General features: G+C 66.6%; 14 protein-coding genes. 9 read left to right on the forward strand and 5 right to left on the reverse strand.

Annotation, left to right across the window (positions count from 1 at the left end; genetic code table 11):
* Positions 1-3: 3 nt before the first annotated feature.
* The 3 genes from ACNJ7E_RS10980 to ACNJ7E_RS10990 form a co-directional block, all read right to left on the reverse strand.
* Positions 4-1833 (reverse strand): sigma-54-dependent Fis family transcriptional regulator, encoded by a 1830-nt coding sequence (locus ACNJ7E_RS10980; protein WP_009476378.1) that lies wholly within the window; start codon positions 1831-1833, stop codon positions 4-6.
* 112 nt (positions 1834-1945) lie between these two features.
* Positions 1946-3145 carry a CaiB/BaiF CoA transferase family protein gene (locus tag ACNJ7E_RS10985; RefSeq protein WP_418339843.1) on the reverse strand — a complete coding sequence of 400 codons (1200 nt, stop codon included), beginning with the start codon at positions 3143-3145 and terminating at the stop codon, positions 1946-1948.
* Positions 3142-4344 carry an acyl-CoA dehydrogenase family protein gene (locus tag ACNJ7E_RS10990; RefSeq protein ID WP_418339844.1) on the reverse strand — a complete coding sequence of 401 codons (1203 nt, stop codon included), beginning with the start codon at positions 4342-4344 and terminating at the stop codon, positions 3142-3144. The genes ACNJ7E_RS10985 and ACNJ7E_RS10990 overlap by 4 nt, the downstream gene beginning before the upstream one ends.
* A gap of 226 nt (positions 4345-4570) precedes the next feature.
* Here ACNJ7E_RS10990 and ACNJ7E_RS10995 point away from each other — a divergent pair, with 226 nt between their 5' ends.
* The 5 genes from ACNJ7E_RS10995 (at position 4571) to ACNJ7E_RS11015 (ending at position 10818) form a co-directional block, all read left to right on the forward strand.
* Complete coding sequence (locus ACNJ7E_RS10995) at positions 4571-6676, forward strand: 3-hydroxyacyl-CoA dehydrogenase NAD-binding domain-containing protein (protein ID WP_418339845.1); 2106 nt, start codon at positions 4571-4573, stop codon at positions 6674-6676.
* A gap of 153 nt (positions 6677-6829) precedes the next feature.
* The gene (locus tag ACNJ7E_RS11000) at positions 6830-7765 is read left to right on the forward strand and encodes a helix-turn-helix domain-containing protein (protein ID WP_418339846.1); all 936 of its coding nucleotides are present in this window, start codon (positions 6830-6832) and stop codon (positions 7763-7765) included.
* A gap of 112 nt (positions 7766-7877) precedes the next feature.
* Positions 7878-9761, forward strand: coding sequence for an oxidoreductase (locus ACNJ7E_RS11005; protein WP_418339847.1), 1884 nt, complete (start codon positions 7878-7880; stop codon positions 9759-9761).
* A gap of 11 nt (positions 9762-9772) precedes the next feature.
* A complete protein-coding gene (locus ACNJ7E_RS11010; protein ID WP_418339848.1) occupies positions 9773-10315 on the forward strand; it encodes a VOC family protein in 543 nt (180 codons plus the stop codon).
* A 71-nt stretch (positions 10316-10386) separates the two neighbouring features.
* Positions 10387-10818: a VOC family protein gene (locus ACNJ7E_RS11015; RefSeq protein ID WP_043780075.1), complete on the forward strand. Its 432-nt coding sequence runs from the start codon at positions 10387-10389 to the stop codon at positions 10816-10818.
* On the opposite strand, the gene ACNJ7E_RS11020 is transcribed toward ACNJ7E_RS11015, so the two are convergent.
* The gene (locus ACNJ7E_RS11020) at positions 10806-12152 is read right to left on the reverse strand and encodes an MFS transporter (RefSeq protein ID WP_418339849.1); all 1347 of its coding nucleotides are present in this window, start codon (positions 12150-12152) and stop codon (positions 10806-10808) included. The two genes, ACNJ7E_RS11015 and ACNJ7E_RS11020, sit on opposite strands and share 13 nt — an antisense overlap.
* Positions 12153-12254: 102 nt before the next feature.
* On the opposite strand from ACNJ7E_RS11020, the gene ACNJ7E_RS11025 reads away from it, so the two are divergent.
* From ACNJ7E_RS11025 to ACNJ7E_RS11040, 4 genes are all read left to right on the forward strand, one after another.
* Positions 12255-12788, forward strand: a complete 534-nt coding sequence (locus ACNJ7E_RS11025) for a PadR family transcriptional regulator (protein ID WP_418339850.1) — start codon at positions 12255-12257, stop codon at positions 12786-12788.
* A gap of 63 nt (positions 12789-12851) precedes the next feature.
* On the forward strand, positions 12852-13832 hold the full coding sequence (locus ACNJ7E_RS11030) for an NADPH:quinone reductase (RefSeq protein ID WP_418339851.1): 981 nt from the start codon (positions 12852-12854) through the stop codon (positions 13830-13832).
* Between the two features lie 68 nt (positions 13833-13900).
* Positions 13901-14803 carry an esterase/lipase family protein gene (locus tag ACNJ7E_RS11035; RefSeq protein ID WP_418339852.1) on the forward strand — a complete coding sequence of 301 codons (903 nt, stop codon included), beginning with the start codon at positions 13901-13903 and terminating at the stop codon, positions 14801-14803.
* A 418-nt stretch (positions 14804-15221) separates the two neighbouring features.
* A complete protein-coding gene (locus tag ACNJ7E_RS11040; protein WP_418339853.1) occupies positions 15222-16223 on the forward strand; it encodes a DUF4238 domain-containing protein in 1002 nt (333 codons plus the stop codon).
* 174 nt (positions 16224-16397) lie between these two features.
* Here the strand turns inward: ACNJ7E_RS11040 and ACNJ7E_RS11045 are convergent, their stop codons facing one another.
* Positions 16398-17159, reverse strand: coding sequence for an SDR family NAD(P)-dependent oxidoreductase (locus ACNJ7E_RS11045; protein WP_418339854.1), 762 nt, complete (start codon positions 17157-17159; stop codon positions 16398-16400).
* Positions 17160-17185 lie beyond the last annotated feature (26 nt).

The following is a 17185-nucleotide window of genomic DNA, read 5'->3' on the forward strand; positions in this document are numbered from 1 at the left end:
GGCTCACACTTCGATGTTGTGAGCCTGCATCTTTCGATACAGCGTGGTTCGGCCGATTCCCAATGCCTCCGCGGCCTTGCTGCGATTGCCCGAGAACTGTTGGAGAGCCCGCAGAATCGTCTCGCGCTCGGACGTCTCGATCATGGACAGCCGACGCCCGGACCCAGCCCCCTGAATCTGAGCCGGCAGGTCGGCAATCTGGATCACCCGGCCGGGCATACGGCGGACGAGTTGCTCTACGGTCCGGCGCAGTTCGGCGAGGTTACCGGGCCAGCTCCAGCGAATCAGCAATTGCTGCGCTTCGGAGGAGAATTTCGTCGACTGCTCAGGACCTTCCAGTTCCGACAGGACCGCATCGATCAGGCCGGGAATGTGTTCGCCCATGTCTCGGAGTTCGGGCAACGCCACGGTGGTGGCCATCTGACTGATCAGGGAACTGACGTGCGCGGGGGCGCTGTCCCCATCGACGGTGACGACAACCGGAACGTGCGATTCCGCGGGACGCATGAGCGCCTTGACCCGATTCACCTGCAGCGGGGTGAGGTCTTGCAGGTGCTGCACGATCACCGGACGTCCCGATTCGAGGGCTGCTGAAGCTGCGACGAACCACTGCGGCCCCTCGTCCGGCAAGAGTGTCGCGACATCGACCACGTGGGGATTCTGCGCCGCGAAGTGCGTGCGCAGGAACGCAGTGGCCGTGTGAAGCTTCCCGGTACCCGGGCCTCCGTCGAGTGCAAGGCATTCACGGTGCCGAGCCACCAGGGACAGCTGCTCGTCGACCGCGGGCACCGGATGCACCGGCGGTCGGGGTGATCGCTTCGCCTTGGGCGATCGGCGACGCGCAGTGACGGACTCACCCCGGTCCAGTCGCAGGCCATTGTCCTGTTCGGGCAGCACTCGAATCATGTAGGTGGGGCTCGATCCGGACCCACGGTCGATCATTTCCACCTCGGCCTCGTGCCACTCGGACTGCAGTGGTATCGGCATCCGGCACTTGTCCCGGGTGGGTGCGTTGTCGTTCAGGTAGTGCCACAGCATGGCGTGCGTGCCAGGACCCAGATGGGACAGGCCGGCGGTGTTGGCGAACATGGTCTGCTCGTTGATCACGATGACCTGATCGCGCTTGTTCCGATTCGCGTAGAGGTAGGACCGGACCAGGGCATGATCGTGCATTTCGAGTGTCGCGGCGAGGTTGCTCTCGATCTGCCGCCCGACGTCGACGGTGATCGCTCCCATCAGAGGGGACGCGTCCTCGGTGTTGGCGGCGAGTGAGAACGTTCCCAGCAGACGACCGGTGAAGGGCTCGAAGACCGGGGCCCCGGCGCAGGAGAACGCGGCCAATCGCTCGCTGAAGTGCTCGTTGCCCTGGATCACCAGCGGACGTCTCTCAGCGAGGGAGGTTCCCATCCCGTTGGTGCCGATAGTGCGCTCCGAGAAGTCGAACCCCTCTGCAGCGTACGCACTGTCGAGGCGAGAGCGCTGGCGCGGTTCGCTGGCCTTGCGGCTGAGGATGTTGCCGCTGCTGTCACTGAGGAACATCGCGACACGCACGTCGGCCAGGTGATCCGCCAAGCGCGCCAGCACCGGCTCCGCAGCCTCCTCGAGAGCGGAATTGGTGACCAGACTCCCCCGGTACGGCGGCTGGACGGACTGCACTTCCTCACCGATACAACGCCGCCAGCTACGATCGATGACCTCTCGGACCCCAGTGTTCAGCGTGCCCGAGTCCAGCAACCCTTTGGCGAGCAACTCCTCTTTCGCTCGTCGGATCCGCTCCTGATCGAGTGGACCGGCTACACGACCGGATTTGCCTCCACCGGTGCGCTGAGCCATGTGCTCCCCTTATCCGATGCAACAGTGTTCCACGTCACATTGTTGGTCAGTACAAGTATGCGCGGTTGTTCCGAAATGAAACACCGACGGTTTATCGGGAGAAGTGAGGCATCTACCCGACAACCCCCCCGGTACGCAATGCGGCGATCGTGGCGTCGGTGAGGCCGAGTTCGGTGAGCACGGTGTCGGTGTGCTGTCCCAGGGCGGGGACCGGTCCCATGGGCAGTTCGACGTCGGTGAAGGTCATCGGTGGCAACACGGCCCGGACCTGGCCTGCTTCGGTGTCGATCTGGCGCCACCGGTCGCGCTCGGACAGCTGCGGGTGGTCGATGAGATCGCGCATGTCGTTCAACCGTGCGGCGGGCACCCCCGCTGCGGCGAGCCGTTTGTCGAGTTCGTCGGTGTCGAACCGGCGGGTGTGTTCGGCGACGACCGCGTCGGTCTCGGCTCGGTGCCGGACCCGGAGGATGTTGGTCGCGAACTTCGGGTGCTCGACGAGGTCGGGGCGGTCGAACACCTCGGTGACCAGGGCCCGCCAGCCGCGGTCGTTCTGCACGCCGATGAGGATCCGGCCGTCGATGGTCGGGTAGGCGTCGTAAGGTGAGATCGAGGCGTGACTCAGTCCCATCCGTTGCACCTGCGTGTCCTGGTACATCTGCAAGTACATCGGGTGGCCGAGCCACTCGACGGTGGCATCGAACATCGACACATCCACAACGGCGCCGACGCCGGTCCGCTCGCGGCGGAACAGCGCCGCCTGCACTGCGGTGAGGGCATACATACCGGTGGCGATATCCGAGGCCGGAATACCGGTCTTCGTGGCGGACTCGGGGGTGCCGGTGATCGAGCACAGCCCGGTCTCGGCTTGGACGAGCATGTCGTAGGCCTTGCGGTCCTTCAGCGGCCCATCGGTGCCGTATCCGGACATGTTGACCACGATCAGCTCGGGCCGATCCCGGCGCAGTTCCTCCGCGCCCAGACCGAGCCGGTCCATGGCGCCGGGCGCGAGGTTCTGGACCACGACATCGGCCCGGTCGACGAGTTTGCGGATCACCGAGACACCCTCGGCCGCTTTCAGGTCGACGGTCACCGATTCCTTGCCGCGGTTGAGCCAGACGAAATGCGAGGCAATTCCGTGCACGGCGCTGTCGTAGTTGCGGGCGAAATCGCCCTCACCGATGCGTTCGACCTTGATCACGCGGGCACCCAGATCGGCCAGGTGCCTGGTGGCGATCGGAGCAGCGACGGCCTGCTCGAAGCTGACGACGGTGATTCCGTCGAGGGGCAGTAGACCGGGTAGCTGGTTGCTCATCGTTGCCCGCCTGCGGTGTTGCGGGACTGCTTGACCAGGCCGCCGCCGATGATCAGGCGCTGGATCTCGCTGGTGCCCTCGTAGAGGCGCAACAGCCGGACGTCGCGGTAGATCCGCTCCACGGCGACCTCGCGCATGTACCCGCTGCCGCCGTGGATCTGCACCGCCAGGTCGGCGACCTTGCCGACCATTTCCGTGCAATACAGCTTCGCGATGGACGGGGCGATCCGCCGGTCGGTGCCCTCGACCCAGGCGCGGGCGGCGTCACGCACCAGGGCCCGCCCGGCCATGACCCCGGTCTGCTGGTCGGCGAGCATCGCCTGCACAAGCTGGAAGTCCCCGATCGCGGTGCCGCCCTGGGTTGCGGTCGCCGCGTAGGCCACCGACTCGTCGAGCGCACGCTGCGCCTGCCCGACCGCCAGCGCCGCGACGTGCACCCGGCCGCGGGCCAGCGACGTCATCGCGGCACGGTAGCCGACATCCTCACTGCCACCGACCAGCGCCGACGACGGCACCCGCACGCCGTCGAAGTGCACGGTCGCCGTGGTCGATCCGGCGTGCCCCATCTTGCGGTCCTTGCTCCCCACCTGGACGCCGGGGGCGTCGGCCGGCACGAGGAAGACGGCAATACCGGGGCCCTCACCGTCGGCGGGCCGGGTACGGGCGAACACGGCGAACAGGTTCGCGATCAGGGCGTTGGTGATGAAGCGTTTCTCCCCGGTGATCAGCCAGTCGTCGCCGTCGCGTACCGCCTTCGTGCGCAGCCCGGCCGGGTTGGAGCCGGCGCCGGCCTCGGTCAGAGCAAACGAGGCAACGACCTCACCCGACGCAATACCCTCGAGCCAGGTCGTCTTCTGCTCCTCGGTGCCGTAGCTGACCAGTACCTGACCGGCGATGCCGTTGTTGGTCCCGAACATCGACCGCAGCGCGAGGGTGGTGTAGCCCAACTCCATCGCGAGTTCGACGTCCTGCACGAGGTTCATGCCGAGGCCGCCCCACTGCTGGGGGATGGCGAACCCGAACAGGCCCATGTCCTTGGCCGCGGTCCGGATCTCGGCGGGGATCGCGTCCGTCTCGTCGATCTCCTGCTCACGCGGGACAACGACGTTGCGCACGAAAGTCCGGGTGTGGGCCAGGATGTCGCGGAAGTCGTCGTCGTCCAACTCGGTGTTCGGATCACGGGTCGCGGTGGCGGTCACGGTTGTCTCCTGAAAATCGAAATGCGAATTGATCGTCAGTTCGCGCGGCAGGCGAACTTCGGGACGCCGGATGCGGCGTGTGGTGTGTACTTCCAGGATCGGTCAACCAGGGGGCGTCCGGTTGTTCCAAATCGGAACACCACGGCGCCGCAGAATCGGACACGATTGAGAGGCGACAACGGAGAAGACCGCGACACCCGCAATCAGCATCCGAGGAAAAGGGTCCATGAGCACGTCCCAGCAACACCAGCCATCACCGACAGTGCGGTACGAGGTCCGCGACGGCGTCGCCGTCATCCGCCTCGCCAACCCACCCGTCAACGGCCTCGGGGACACCGTCCGCGCCGGACTCGCCTCCGCTGTCGCCCGTGCCGCCGCCGACGACTACGTTGGTGCTGTCATCGTCGTCGGTGAGGGCAAGGGGTTCTGCGGTGGCGCCGACCTGCGCCAATTCGGCACCCCCGCAGCGACCGCCGACCCCACCCTGCCGGGCGTCCTCACCACCATTACTCACTCACCGAAACCGGTGATCGCCGCCATCCACGGTTTCGCCCTCGGTGGTGGACTCGAGCTCGCTCTCGCCTGCCACTACCGCATCACACACCGGGACGCGAAACTCGGCCTGCCCGAGGTGAACGTGGGACTGATCCCCGGGTCCGGCGGGACTCAGCGCCTGCCCCGGCTGATCGGTGCCGCGGCCGCGCTGCGGCTGATCCAGCAGGGCACGCCGGTGTCCGGCGCCCGGGCGGCCGAACTCGGTATTGCCGACGACTGCTTCGACGACGATCCGCTCGGCGCCGCCCTCGATTTCCTCCGCACCCAGGTCGACACCAGCGTCTCGGGACCGGTGGTCGACAGCCTGCCGCCGGCCGCCGCGGCAGGTGTCGACTTCGACGCCGCCCGCCGGACGGTGCGGCCCGGCACCCGCAACGGTCTGGCCCAGCTCACCGCGATCGACGCCGTCGAGACCGCCACCCGGCTTCCTGCCGCCGCCGGGCTCGCCTTCGAGCGGGCCGCCTTCCTCGGCCTGCTGCGGGGTCCGGAATCCGCGGCCCTGCGGCACGTGTTCTTCGCGGAGAAGACCGCCCCCAGACTCTCCGGCGTTCCCCCCGTGTCCGCGCGGCCGATCTCCCGGGTGGCGGTCGTCGGCGCCGGCACCATGGGCAGCGGGATCGCCATGGCGTTCGCGAACGGCGGACTCCCGGTCACGTTGATCGAGCAGAATCAGGACGCCCTGACCCGGGGAACGGCCCTGGTGCGCAAGACCTACGAATCATCGACCGCCAAGGGCAGACTCACCGAGACGCAGGCACGCGACCGCATCGCGTTGATCGAACCGAACCTCGATCTCGACGCCGCCGCCGAGGCCGACCTCGTCGTCGAAGCCGTCGTCGAGGACATGGGCGTGAAGAAGGAGGTGTTCAGCAAACTCGACGCCCTCTGCAAGCCGGGGGCGATCCTCGCGTCGAACACGTCCCGACTGGACCTCGACGAGATCGCCCGTGCCACCAGCCGTCCGTCCGATGTGATCGGTCTGCACTTCTTCAGCCCCGCCAACATCATGAAACTCGTCGAGGTTGTCCGCGGGGAAGCCACCGCCGACGACGTCGTCGCCACCGGCCTGACGCTCGCGCAGCAGATCGGGAAGATCCCGGTGCTGTCGCAGGTGTGCGAGGGCTTCATCGGCAACCGCATGCTCACCCCCTACCGGCGCGAAGCCGAGTTCCTCCTGGAAGAGGGTGCGACTCCGCAGCAGATCGACGCCGCGCTGCAAGCCTTCGGTATGGCGATGGGTCCGTGCGCGATGTCGGACCTGGCCGGCCTCGACATCGCCTGGGCTGCGCGAAAGCGACTGGCCCCGACCAGGCCGAAAGACGTCCGGTATTCGCGGGTCGCCGACACCCTCTGCGAGAACGGACGGTTCGGGCAGAAGAGCGGAGCAGGCTACTACCGGTATGAGAAGGGCAGCCGCACACCGGTTCCGGACCCCGCCGTCGACGAGATCATCCGCACCTGCGCCGCCGAGGACGGCATCGAACGCCGCACGATCACCGACGAGGAAATCATCGACCGCTGCGTCCTGGCCCTCGTCAACGAAGGCGCCACACTGCTCGGTGAAGGAATCGCCCAACGCGCCTCCGACATCGACGTCGTCTACGTCGACGGATACGGATTCCCAGCCTTCCGCGGCGGGCCGATGTACTACGCCGAAGCCCTCGGCCTGGACGTCACCCTGCAGAAGATCCGCGACTTCGAGAACCTACACGGTCGAACGTGGACGCCGGCACCACTACTCGCACAACTCGTCGATGCCGGTCGCACCAGCTTCTAGTCTTCGGCTGCAACGGGTTCCGTCCTTCGATGGAAGGGCGGAACCCGTTCCGTTGGGTCGCCCACGGACCAGTCACCGTGGTGGGAGCCATAGTTGACCTACGATATGATGTGGTTCACACCAACAGGCTCTCCGGCGAACGGTGATGAACACATGCGCGACACATCAGCACACGACAACCCCTCGGCCACTCGCACCTTCGTCGATGACGCACCGGGTAACCCGTTCAGGACGAGCCATCTGCCGTGGAACCTGGAGTTCGATCCCGCAGTGGCGCCCACCACTACCCGTGTCGATCTCGGTGAACCGTGGGTGGTCGGCTGCCGCGTCGGGCGCATGAGTGGACGTCGCAGTGCTCCCGAGATACGAAACACACAGGGTGAGTATGCCGCGGTCCTGATGGTGCACAGCGGGACCGAAATCCTGACCCAGCAAGGCAGGACAACCGAGGTGCGGGCAGGCACTGCCGCGCTGTGGGACGGCGTGCGTCCCGTCGAGTGCTTCAGTGCCGCAACGCTCGTCAAGAGCACGATGTTCATCCCACGCGCGTTGCTGGCCGGCGCCGTCCCCGACCTCGATTCCGTGTTCGTGCGCACGATCGAGAATTCGGCGACCCTGCGACTGCTGACCGGGTGGCTCGACGTGTCGATGCGGCAGACCTCGCTCGACCGCGACGCGGCGCACACCGCGGGCCGGATGGCGGTCGATCTGCTGCATTCCGCCCTCGCGCGTACTCGCGGCGATGTGAGTGACTCCAGGGAAGTCCTTTTGTTGCAGATCAAGGACTTCCTCGACCGCAACCTCGGAGACCCGGATCTGACGCTGGACATGGTCGCGCGGGCGAATGCGGTATCGGTGCGCTATCTGCACATGCTCTTTCAGGGCACCGGCGAGACCGCCCGGGAATTCCTGCGACGCCGCCGCCTCGAGCGCGCCCAGCGCCTGCTGCTCGGTTCCGGACCGGAGCTACCGGTCGCCGAGGTCGCCATCCGTAGCGGCTTCGACAGCCCGTCGTCCTTCAGCCGCGCGTACCGCACCCGATTCGGTGTGGCACCGCGCGAGGCGCGGCGGCAGTCCACTGCCGCGTAAGGGTGTGCGCTTCCGGTGAAGTTTCGTGCTCACCACGCCAAGACCGGCCCCCTGGATCCGTGCCAGCCTGTGATCAGCGCCTCATTTCAACGACGCAAAGGCAGGCACCACCATGACGATCACGACACCCGATCCCGCCGGCGTGCGCGCGCCGCAGGACGGCCCACTCTTCCAGCCCGGCCAAATCGGAAAGATGACCCTGCGCAACCGGTTCGTGCAGGCCCCGATCTTCACCCAGTTCGCGAGCACCTTCGGCGAGGTCGACGAACGACTGATCGAATATCACCGCGCACGTGCACGCGGCGGGGTCGGACTGATCATCATCGAGAACACGTCCATCGACTGGGAAGTCGGCCGCACCGTCGGCCACCCGATCCGCATCGACCACGACCGGTTCCGCGCCGGCCTGTCGGACCTGGTCGAAGCCGTCCACAACGAGGGCGCCAAGATCGCCGTCCAACTCCATCACACCGGCCGCCAGAACTCGCAGGGCAACACCGAGCTCAACGAACCACCCATCGCTCCGACCGCAGGAATCACCAGTGCGTTCGGCACGCCGCCGCGGGCCATCGAGGAACACGAGATACCCGGCCTCATCGACCGCTATGTGCAGGGTGCCCGCCGCGCCGTCGCCGCGGGTTTCGATGCCGTCGAATTGCACGGTGCCCACGGTTACCTGCTGGGACAGTTCTTGTCCCCGTTCACCAACCACCGCACCGACGACTGGGGCGGCCCACTCGAGAACCGCGCCCGGTTCGCGCTCGAGGTCGTCAAGGCTGTCCGCGCGGAGATCGGACCGGACGTCCCGTTGCTGTACCGCCTCAGCGCCGAGGAGCCCTACGAAGGTGGCCTCAGCCTCGACGACGGGCTCGCGTTCTGCGAGATGCTCGACCCGCTCGTCGACGCACTCGACGTCAGCGCGGGCAACTACGACACCGCCGCGACCCTGCTGCCGATGATCGCCCCGGGATCCCTCGTCGGGTACGCGAAGGCGGTCAAGAGGCGGGTGTCCGTGCCGGTGATCGGCGTCGGTCGCCTGACCTGGCTGCTCGACGACATGCACAAGGCCGTCGGCGACGGGGAACTCGATTTCGTGGCACTGGGCCGCGCACAGCTCGCCGACCCCGAGACGGTGGCGAAAACCCGCCGGGGCGAACCTGATCGGGTGCGACGCTGCCTGGCGGTCAACGAATGCATCTCACGGTGGATGTTCAACGGCAAACGTACTCAATGCGTGATCAACCCCGCCCTCGGCCAGGAACGCCGCGCAGCCGAGGCCCGACGGCCCGTGGCGGTGCGACGACGGGTGCTCATCGTCGGCGCCGGCCCATCAGGCTGCGAAGCCGCCCTGCTCGCCGCCGCCCGGGGCCACGACGTCGAATTGGTCGACCGCGCCGACCGCATCGGTGGGCAGCTTCACGCCTGGGCCGCGCCAGGTGCGTTCCGCGCCGAGATCGAGAACCTTATGGCCTTCTACGAGACCGAGCTCGACCGATCGGACGTGACCCTCCGTCTCGGTACCGCGGGCGATTCGCTCGACCTCGACGCGTGGGACTCGGTGCTGCTGGCAACCGGGACGATCCCCACCCACGACTGCCTCGACGCCGTCACCATGCTCACCGAGCGGCGCGCACCCGCGGCCGACGACGTCACCGTCTTCGGCGAGACCGAAACCGCCATGTTCGCGGCCCTGTGGCTCGCCGAGCAGGGCAAACACACGACCCTGCTCTCCCCGAAAGACGCCGTCGGCGTCGACACCAACGACATGGAGCGAGAACACCTCACCGGCCTGCTCACCGAACACGGTGTCACCATCGGACTCGGCGCGACGGCCCCGGAGACCGGCACCGTCGTCTGGGCCACCCCACGGGTCCCGTCCACAGTGTTGTCCGCTGCCGTCGACGACGACCGTGTGCAGACGATCGGCACCCGCTTCCGCGGCGGCCGCCTGTACGAGGCCACCCAGTCCGGTTTCTGGACAGCCGCACGAATCTGAGGAGAACAACCATGACCGCCCGAGCTATCGAGCACATCGGCATCACCGTGCCGGACCTCGAACAAGCCACCACCTTCTTCGCCGACGCGTTCGGCGCCGAGAAGATCTACGACATGATCGATGCCCCGCTGGCCGGTCCCGGCATCGAATCCGGCCTCGGTGTTCCACCGGGAACCGCGATCGAGTCGATCCGCATGCTGCGGTTGGGCAACGGCCCGAACCTCGAATTGTTCGTCTACTCCGGGACGAAACAGCGAGAGCCCGTGCTGCCGAGCGATTTCGGCATCCAGCACTTCTGCGTCTACGTCGACGACATCGACGCCGCCGCTACAAGACTGGAGAAGGCGGGCGGAACTCTGCTCAGCGCGCCGGGCGACCTGCCCGGCGGCGACGCCGGACCCGGAAACCGATACCTGTACGCCAGAACCCCCTGGGGAAGCACGGTCGAGCTGGTGACCTACCCCTCCCCGCAGGCCTACGAAGCCGGCACCGACCGACGACGCTGGCGGCCGCCGGTCACCGAGTCCACGGACAGTCGGCGGCAGGAGTCGTGACCCTCCGGCACGCAGTCCGCATGAACGCCCCGCCGTCGTCGTTGCTCCACAAAGAAATCGGGTGATCGCGTATGTCGCACTCTGACGCACCGCCCACGACCGGAATTCATCATTTCTCCCCGACGGTCTCCGACGTGGAGGCGTCGGCTGACTGGTACAGCCGAGTCTTCGGACTCGAGCGACTACCGACCGTCGCTCCTCACCATGGCGACGAGGAGGGCGGATATGCGGTGTTGTTGATCGATCCGCGCACTGGTTTCCTCATCGGGTTGCACCACCACACGGCTGTCGTCACAGGCTCATTCGACGAGCGTCGTGTCGGCCTCGATCACATCGCGTGGGGTGTGCCCCAGCGGAGCGACCTCGACGCCTGGGCAGCATGGCTGAGTGAGCTGGGTGTTCCGCACTCGGGTGTCATCGACAAGGACAGCGCACGCCCCTACTCTGTGGTCGTCTTCCGCGATCCGGACAACATCCAGTTGGAGTTGTTTCACAGATCGTGACAACCGAGCGCTGGCCGGGTGCGAGAAATCCGGGCGGTCTCGGGCATGCGCCACAGGACGGGGAGGGCCAGCAGGGCGACAGCGGTGACCATGGCTCCGGGGACGATCACCGAACCGCTGGCCTGGACCAGGGTTTGGGCGCCGTACGGGGTGAGGCCACCGAAGATGGTGGTTGCGACGGTGCCGACGGCCAGACCGGACAACCGGCCGGCGACGGGTAGTTGTTCGGGAGTCGCGGCGGCCCCGACAGCGCTCAGGCCGCCGGCGATGCAGGCCAGGATCACCGCGCCGGTCAGCGCGCGGGCGAACGGGCCGTGTGCCATGAAACCGAACATGGTCACGGGCAACGCAACCGCAAGGATGCCGAGGACGATCAGGGTCGGTCGCCGCCCGAAGCGGTCGGACAGCGCTCCGGCGATCGGGGTGACCACGACGACGGCCACCGACGCGATCGTCGTCAACCCGAGTGACCACCGTTCGTCATAGCCGCTCACGGTGGTCAGATAGACGGGCACGTAGGTGATGCCGACGTAGTAGGTCACCGAGGCCAACGCGGAGATCGCGAACGTTCGATACAGCGCGGGCCGGTGAGATCGCAGAATGGAGCCGAGCGGGCGCGAAGGTACCGACCCGGATTGCCGCAACCGCTCGAAAGCCGGCGACTCCTGCATGATCGACCGAGCGGCCACGGTGCCGGCCGCAAGGACGGCTCCGACCAGGAACGGGATGCGCCAGCCCCACTCCTCCAGCGCGTCACCACTGACGAAGAACACGGTCAGTGCCGAAATCCCGGCGGCGAGCAGACCACCGACTTCACTCGCCGCGGCCGCAAGTGACGCCACCAACCCGCGGCGGCCCGGAGGCGCACCCTCGACGAGGTAGGTCATCACGCCGGTGTACTCCCCGCCCACGGAGAACCCCATCACGCACCGCAACAACAGCAGCAGGACGCCGGCGGTGGACCCGACTTGCGTCTGGGTGGGTAGCAGCGCGGTCGCGAGCATCGCGGCGGTCATCACGGTCATCGACCCGAGAAGGACGGGGCGCCGGCCGAACCGGTCACCGAAGTAGCCGAACACGAGCGCTCCGATCGGGCGCGTTACGTAGGCGATCGCGAAGACTGCGAGCGTGGTGAGGATCGATTGCGGTCCGTCGCCGAAGAATACGCGGGATAGCACAGTGGCCATGAACAGGTACAGCGTGAAGTCGTACCACTCGACGACGGTCGAGAGGGCCGCGACCACGATCGAGGCCCGCGGGAGCGGGTGGTCGGTCGCCGCGTCGCCTGCGGCGGGCGGCCCCTGAGGGTCGGGGGCAGCGGGATTGATCGTCATGAGGAAGTGCACTCCGGGGTATCGAAGAGTCAGGCGCCGAGTTTGCGCAGGCAAACAATACCTCGTATCGAGGTATCTCGTTTCGAGGTGTACTCTGGCAGCATGCTGGAGTTGGCCATCCTGGGTTTCCTCGCCGACGGTCCGTTGCACGGTTACGAGCTGCGCCGCCGCGTCACCCAGTTGTCCGGTTACACCCGCCCGGTCAGTGACGGCAGCCTGTACCCGGCGATCAAACGCCTGGTGCGGCAAGGGCTTCTCGAACAGCGGGCCGAACCGGGCTCCGCGGCGGCCCCACGGCAGGTACTACACCTGACCGCCGACGGCCGTAGCGAACTGCTGCGACGCTTGCGGGAACCGGACGAGCACGAAATCACCGACAACACGAAGTTCATGACCATCCTGGCTTTCCTGTCCCGGTTGCCCGACCCCGCCGCTCGGGCGGCGGTGCTGCGGCGGCGCCTGGCGTTCCTCGAGGAACCGGCCAGCTTCTTCTACGAGGGCGACCGGCCGCTGCGCGCCGAGGAGGTCGGTGACCCCTACCGCCGCGGGATGCTCCGCGTCGCCCGGGCGACCAGTACCGCCGAGCGAGCCTGGCTGCACGAAATCCTTGCCGAACCGGAAGTCGATCCCGAGTAGAACGTCGCCCCAACATGATCGCGTGCGCGTCACTCCTGTGGCGGGCGAGAGAAAGGACCCCCTGTGCTGGCAGTCTGGTACGACATGCAAGGCCCGGCCGAGCAGGTGCTGCGATTCGGGGACCTGCCCACGCCCGAACCCGGCGCCGGTGAGGTCCGAGTGCGGGTGACTCGTTCCGGGATCAATCCCGGTGACACCAAAAAGCGTCGGGGCTGGTTGGGGTCGTCGATGCCCTTTCCTCGGGTCATCCCACACAGTGACGGCGCCGGCGTGGTCGACAAGGTCGGTGCGGGTGTCGATTCTGCCCGCATCGGCGAACTGGTCTGGGTGTTCGGTGCGCAGTCCTACCGCGCGTTCGGCACCGCGGCCCAGTTCACGGTTGTCCCTGCCGGTCAGGCCGTGGCTCTTCCCGAGACCGTCAGTGACGATATCGGCTCCTGCCTGGGTATCCCCGGCATCACTGCTCACCGCGCGGTCTTCGGTGACGGCCCCGTCCGGGGCGGCACCGTCCTGGTGCACGGTGTGCTCGGCGGCGTCGGAACCCTTGCGGCGCAACTCGCTACATGGGGCGGAGCGACCGTCATCGGGACCGTGCGCAAGAGTACCGATGCAGAGTCCGCCCACCACCGCGGCATCGCACAGGTCATCGCACTGGATGGTCCCGATCCTGCCGGTGCGATCCGAGATCGTGCGCCGGGCGGAGTCGATCGCATCGTCGAGGTCGCCTTCTCCGACAACGTCGACCTCGACGCCGCGGTCGCGAAGAACAACACCGTGATCGCCGCCTACGGCACCGGCGAGAGCAGGCCCAGCTTGCCGTTCTGGCCGATGTTGTTCGACAACATCACGATTCGTTTGCTGGGCAGTGACGATTTTCCGGCCGAGGCCAAACAGCAGGCCGCCAACGACCTCACCACCGCAGCGGCAGGCGGTGCCCTGTCGATCGCCATCGACGAACCCGTGCCTCTCGATCAGGCCGCGCGCGCTCACGACCTCGTCGACCGCGGCACCCGCACCCGTATCCTGCTGGCTGTGCCGGACTGAACGCCCGGGATGTCCGTGGATTCGGGCTACCATCTGGGCGTCGAATACGGGGTGGGGAGGCTTCGAGCATGGGTGGACGACGCGCGAGCGTTCTCGTGGCACTGACGGTCGGATTCGTTGTGACTGCGGGGGCCGCGCAGGCGGCGCCATCCACGGGATCCGTGGATCCTGTCGTGCTGCCTGCGGGCGAGGTGGTGGCTCCGCCGATCGACTGCAGTACTACTGTCGCGCATCCACGCCCGGCGATCGTGCTGCCGGGCGCAGACGGCACCACGTCCGACACCGCGGACCAGTGGTCGACGGTCACGTCAGCGGTGCGCGAATCGGGTACCTGCACCCTGGTGTTCCAGGGTGGTGTCGTCGACGGAAGACGCTGGGCTGGAAACATTCCCGACGAGGCGGCCCAGCTCGCGGAGTTCGTCACGTCGGTGAAGGACGCGACGGGTGCGGATACCGTCGACCTCGTCGCGCATTCGGCCGGCACGGTCGTCTCGAACTATTACCTGAAGGTGCTCGGCGGTGCCCAAAACGTGACGAATGCCGTCTTCCTGGCGCCGGAGGGACGGGACTGCGACGGCGCCGGCTTTCTCGCCACGTACGGCATCCACAATCCGCCCGTCACCCCGGTACAGGCGCTGCAGGCGCTGCCGTTCTTGTCGCCACTACTTGGGCACGCGTCGCCGGAGCTGGCGGTCGCCTTGCAACTGGCGCCCGGCTCGGAAGTGCACACGACGGTGTTCGGCGATGGGTCGATCACGCAACCCGGCGTCAGCTATTCCGTGCTGGCCACTGCGAACGACGCGATCGCGACACCCGCCGGGACGTGCTCGTTCATCACCGAACCGGGTGTGACGAACACACTGTTCGAAGAGGATTACCCGGACGTACCCGCGGTCGACCACTCCAGCCTGCGCTCCAGTCCGTACACCGCCGCCTGGATTGTCGAGCAGCTCGCAGCCGAAGGTCGCTGACCGATCCCGGCCGACGTCGGATCGTCCGTGTTGACACCGCCGACGAGCTTGAACGGTAGCCGGGTGTCGAACCCGCGGCACGAGGAGATACCGACCACCTCGAAGTCCTTCTGCTCGAGGTTGCGGGTGTAGGGCAGGAACCGCGATTCGGGCAAGCCGCTGGTGACGAACACGAACGACTTGCGTCGTTTTACCCCCGGAGCGGGATGTTTGAGTGGCTGGGCGTTGCACCATTGGAAGACGACACGGATACGGCCGAACTGGTTGGCCTGAATGTCGTAGCCTCTGGACTGTGCAGATCAACTCAGGCGCCGTCGAAGGCGGGAGGTGGCAGATAATCCAATCGACTCCCAACCCTTGGGGCCAGATTCCTCTGACCGCTGGCGGTCGATCATTGCCTGGGCGAGCGCGGGAGTACATGGATCGCCTGCTCATGCAGCAGCGCGCCGACGACCCGCCGAGCCGGCGACATCACTACGTACCGCAGTCGTACCTTCGGCAGTGGTCGTTCGACGGAAAGCGAGTCTGGACCCTCGACACAGTCACCGGCATATCGAAGCCCCTCGGAACCTCGAATGTCTGCGTGAAGGAAAACTTCTACAGAGTTGTTGGACCTGACGGATCGCCGCACAACCGCGTCGAGTTGTTGTTCGGCGTCGTCGATACCGAACTGCGGCGAGTCCAGCGTCTCTTTAACGAGCTGGAGGACCCCCACATTCTCGACTTCGATGACTTAGTAGGATTGTGCGTCTCAATCGCAGTTCAAAGAATGCGAACGCTGCAGCAGCGGCGCCTTCACCTTCAGTACGACGAGTGGCTACTCGCCCAGAATCCTGAGCAGCACCAGTCGATCGATAACGACGCAGCAAACCCGAATCGACTGGCAGGCATCCACACCGAACTGTTGTTCAAGGCTATGTGGGAAGCCGCCGACGTCCTCACGACTCGACAGATTGAGATCTGGCACGATCCGCAAGGGCGATTCATGACGTGCGACGCTCCGGTCCTTGTTCCGTTCAGGCACAACGTGCGGCCAAGCCTGATCTCGTCACCGTATATCGTCTGGCCAGTCAGCCCATACCGCGTGGTGGCCCTCGCGAACGACCTCAGTGGTCAGAAAGCTTTGCTGCGTAAAGCGACTGGCAGCCTCGTAGGCACAGTGCGAAAGGGAGTGGAGCAAGGACGGGAGCGGATGATCTTCGCGACCGAGGAACAATGCAATCGGCTGCCGAAAGACAAACCGTTCCGACGTAGGGCTCAGACAAGGCTCCGCTGCTCGCAACGCACTCCAAGTGGAGAAATCATTCCATCTCCAGGCTGTTGCGTGGAATGGAGCCAAGTCTTCGCCTCCGCACCGGATGTCTCACTTTGCAACCGCGGCCTGCATGCCCCCGCACCGAAGATGTGGTCGCATGTGTGACGGAAATTTCGACCCCCTCCGGAAAGCGTGAGTGTGTCGATCAGCAGTCAAATTCGCGAACTACGTAGGAATGTAGGCCGAGCGATCCGGCCCCAGTCGGATCGAGGAATCCGTCCAGTCGGTGCCGCCGGCGGCACGGGCTGACTCGGTGCCGCCGGCAGTGTTCGTCGACTTCTACCTCGGACCCATCCGGATGGCTCCGTCGAGGCGGATGGTTTCGCCGTTGAGCATGGCGTTGTCGATGATGTGCGCGGCGAGGGCGGCGTATTCGGTGGCCTTGCCGAGCCGGGAGGGGTGCGGCACCTGCTGTCCGAGGGACTTCTGGGCCTCCTCGGGAAGCCCGGCCATCATGGGCGTTTCGAAGATTCCGGGCGCGATGGTGACGACGCGGATGAGGTGGCGGGCCAGTTCGCGGGCGATCGGCAGTGTCATCGCGGCGACGCCGCCCTTCGACGCCGCGTAGGCGGGCTGACCGATCTGGCCGTCGAATGCGGCGACGGAGGCGGTGTCGATGATGACGCCGCGTTCCCCGTCGACGGGGTCGGTCTGGGCGATCTTCTCGGCGGCGAGGCGCAGGACGTTGAACGTGCCGACGAGGTTGATGCGGACGACGCGTTCGAAGTCCGCGAGGGGAAGGGCGCCGGCCTTGCCGAGAACCTTGCCGGGCGTGGCAATTCCGGCGCAGTTGACCACCACGCGAAGTTCGCCGAGCGATGCGGCGAAGTCGATCGCGGAGGTGACGTCACCGGCGGAGGTGACGTCGGCGGCCGTGAAGTAGGCGCCCTTCCCGATTTCCTTGGCGGCCACTTCCCCGTCGGACGACGGAAGGTCGAGCAGCACGACCTGGGCGCCGCGCTCGTGCAGGGCCCGGGCGGTGGCGTTGCCGAGTCCGGATGCTCCGCCGGTGACGACAGCGACGGCTCCATCGATCTTCACAAAGTTCTCCTCGAATAGGGTTGCGG

The sequence above is a fragment of the Rhodococcus mengyinensis genome, from assembly GCF_048381435.1.
GTDB lineage: Bacteria > Actinomycetota > Actinomycetes > Mycobacteriales > Mycobacteriaceae > Rhodococcus_F > Rhodococcus_F opacus_D.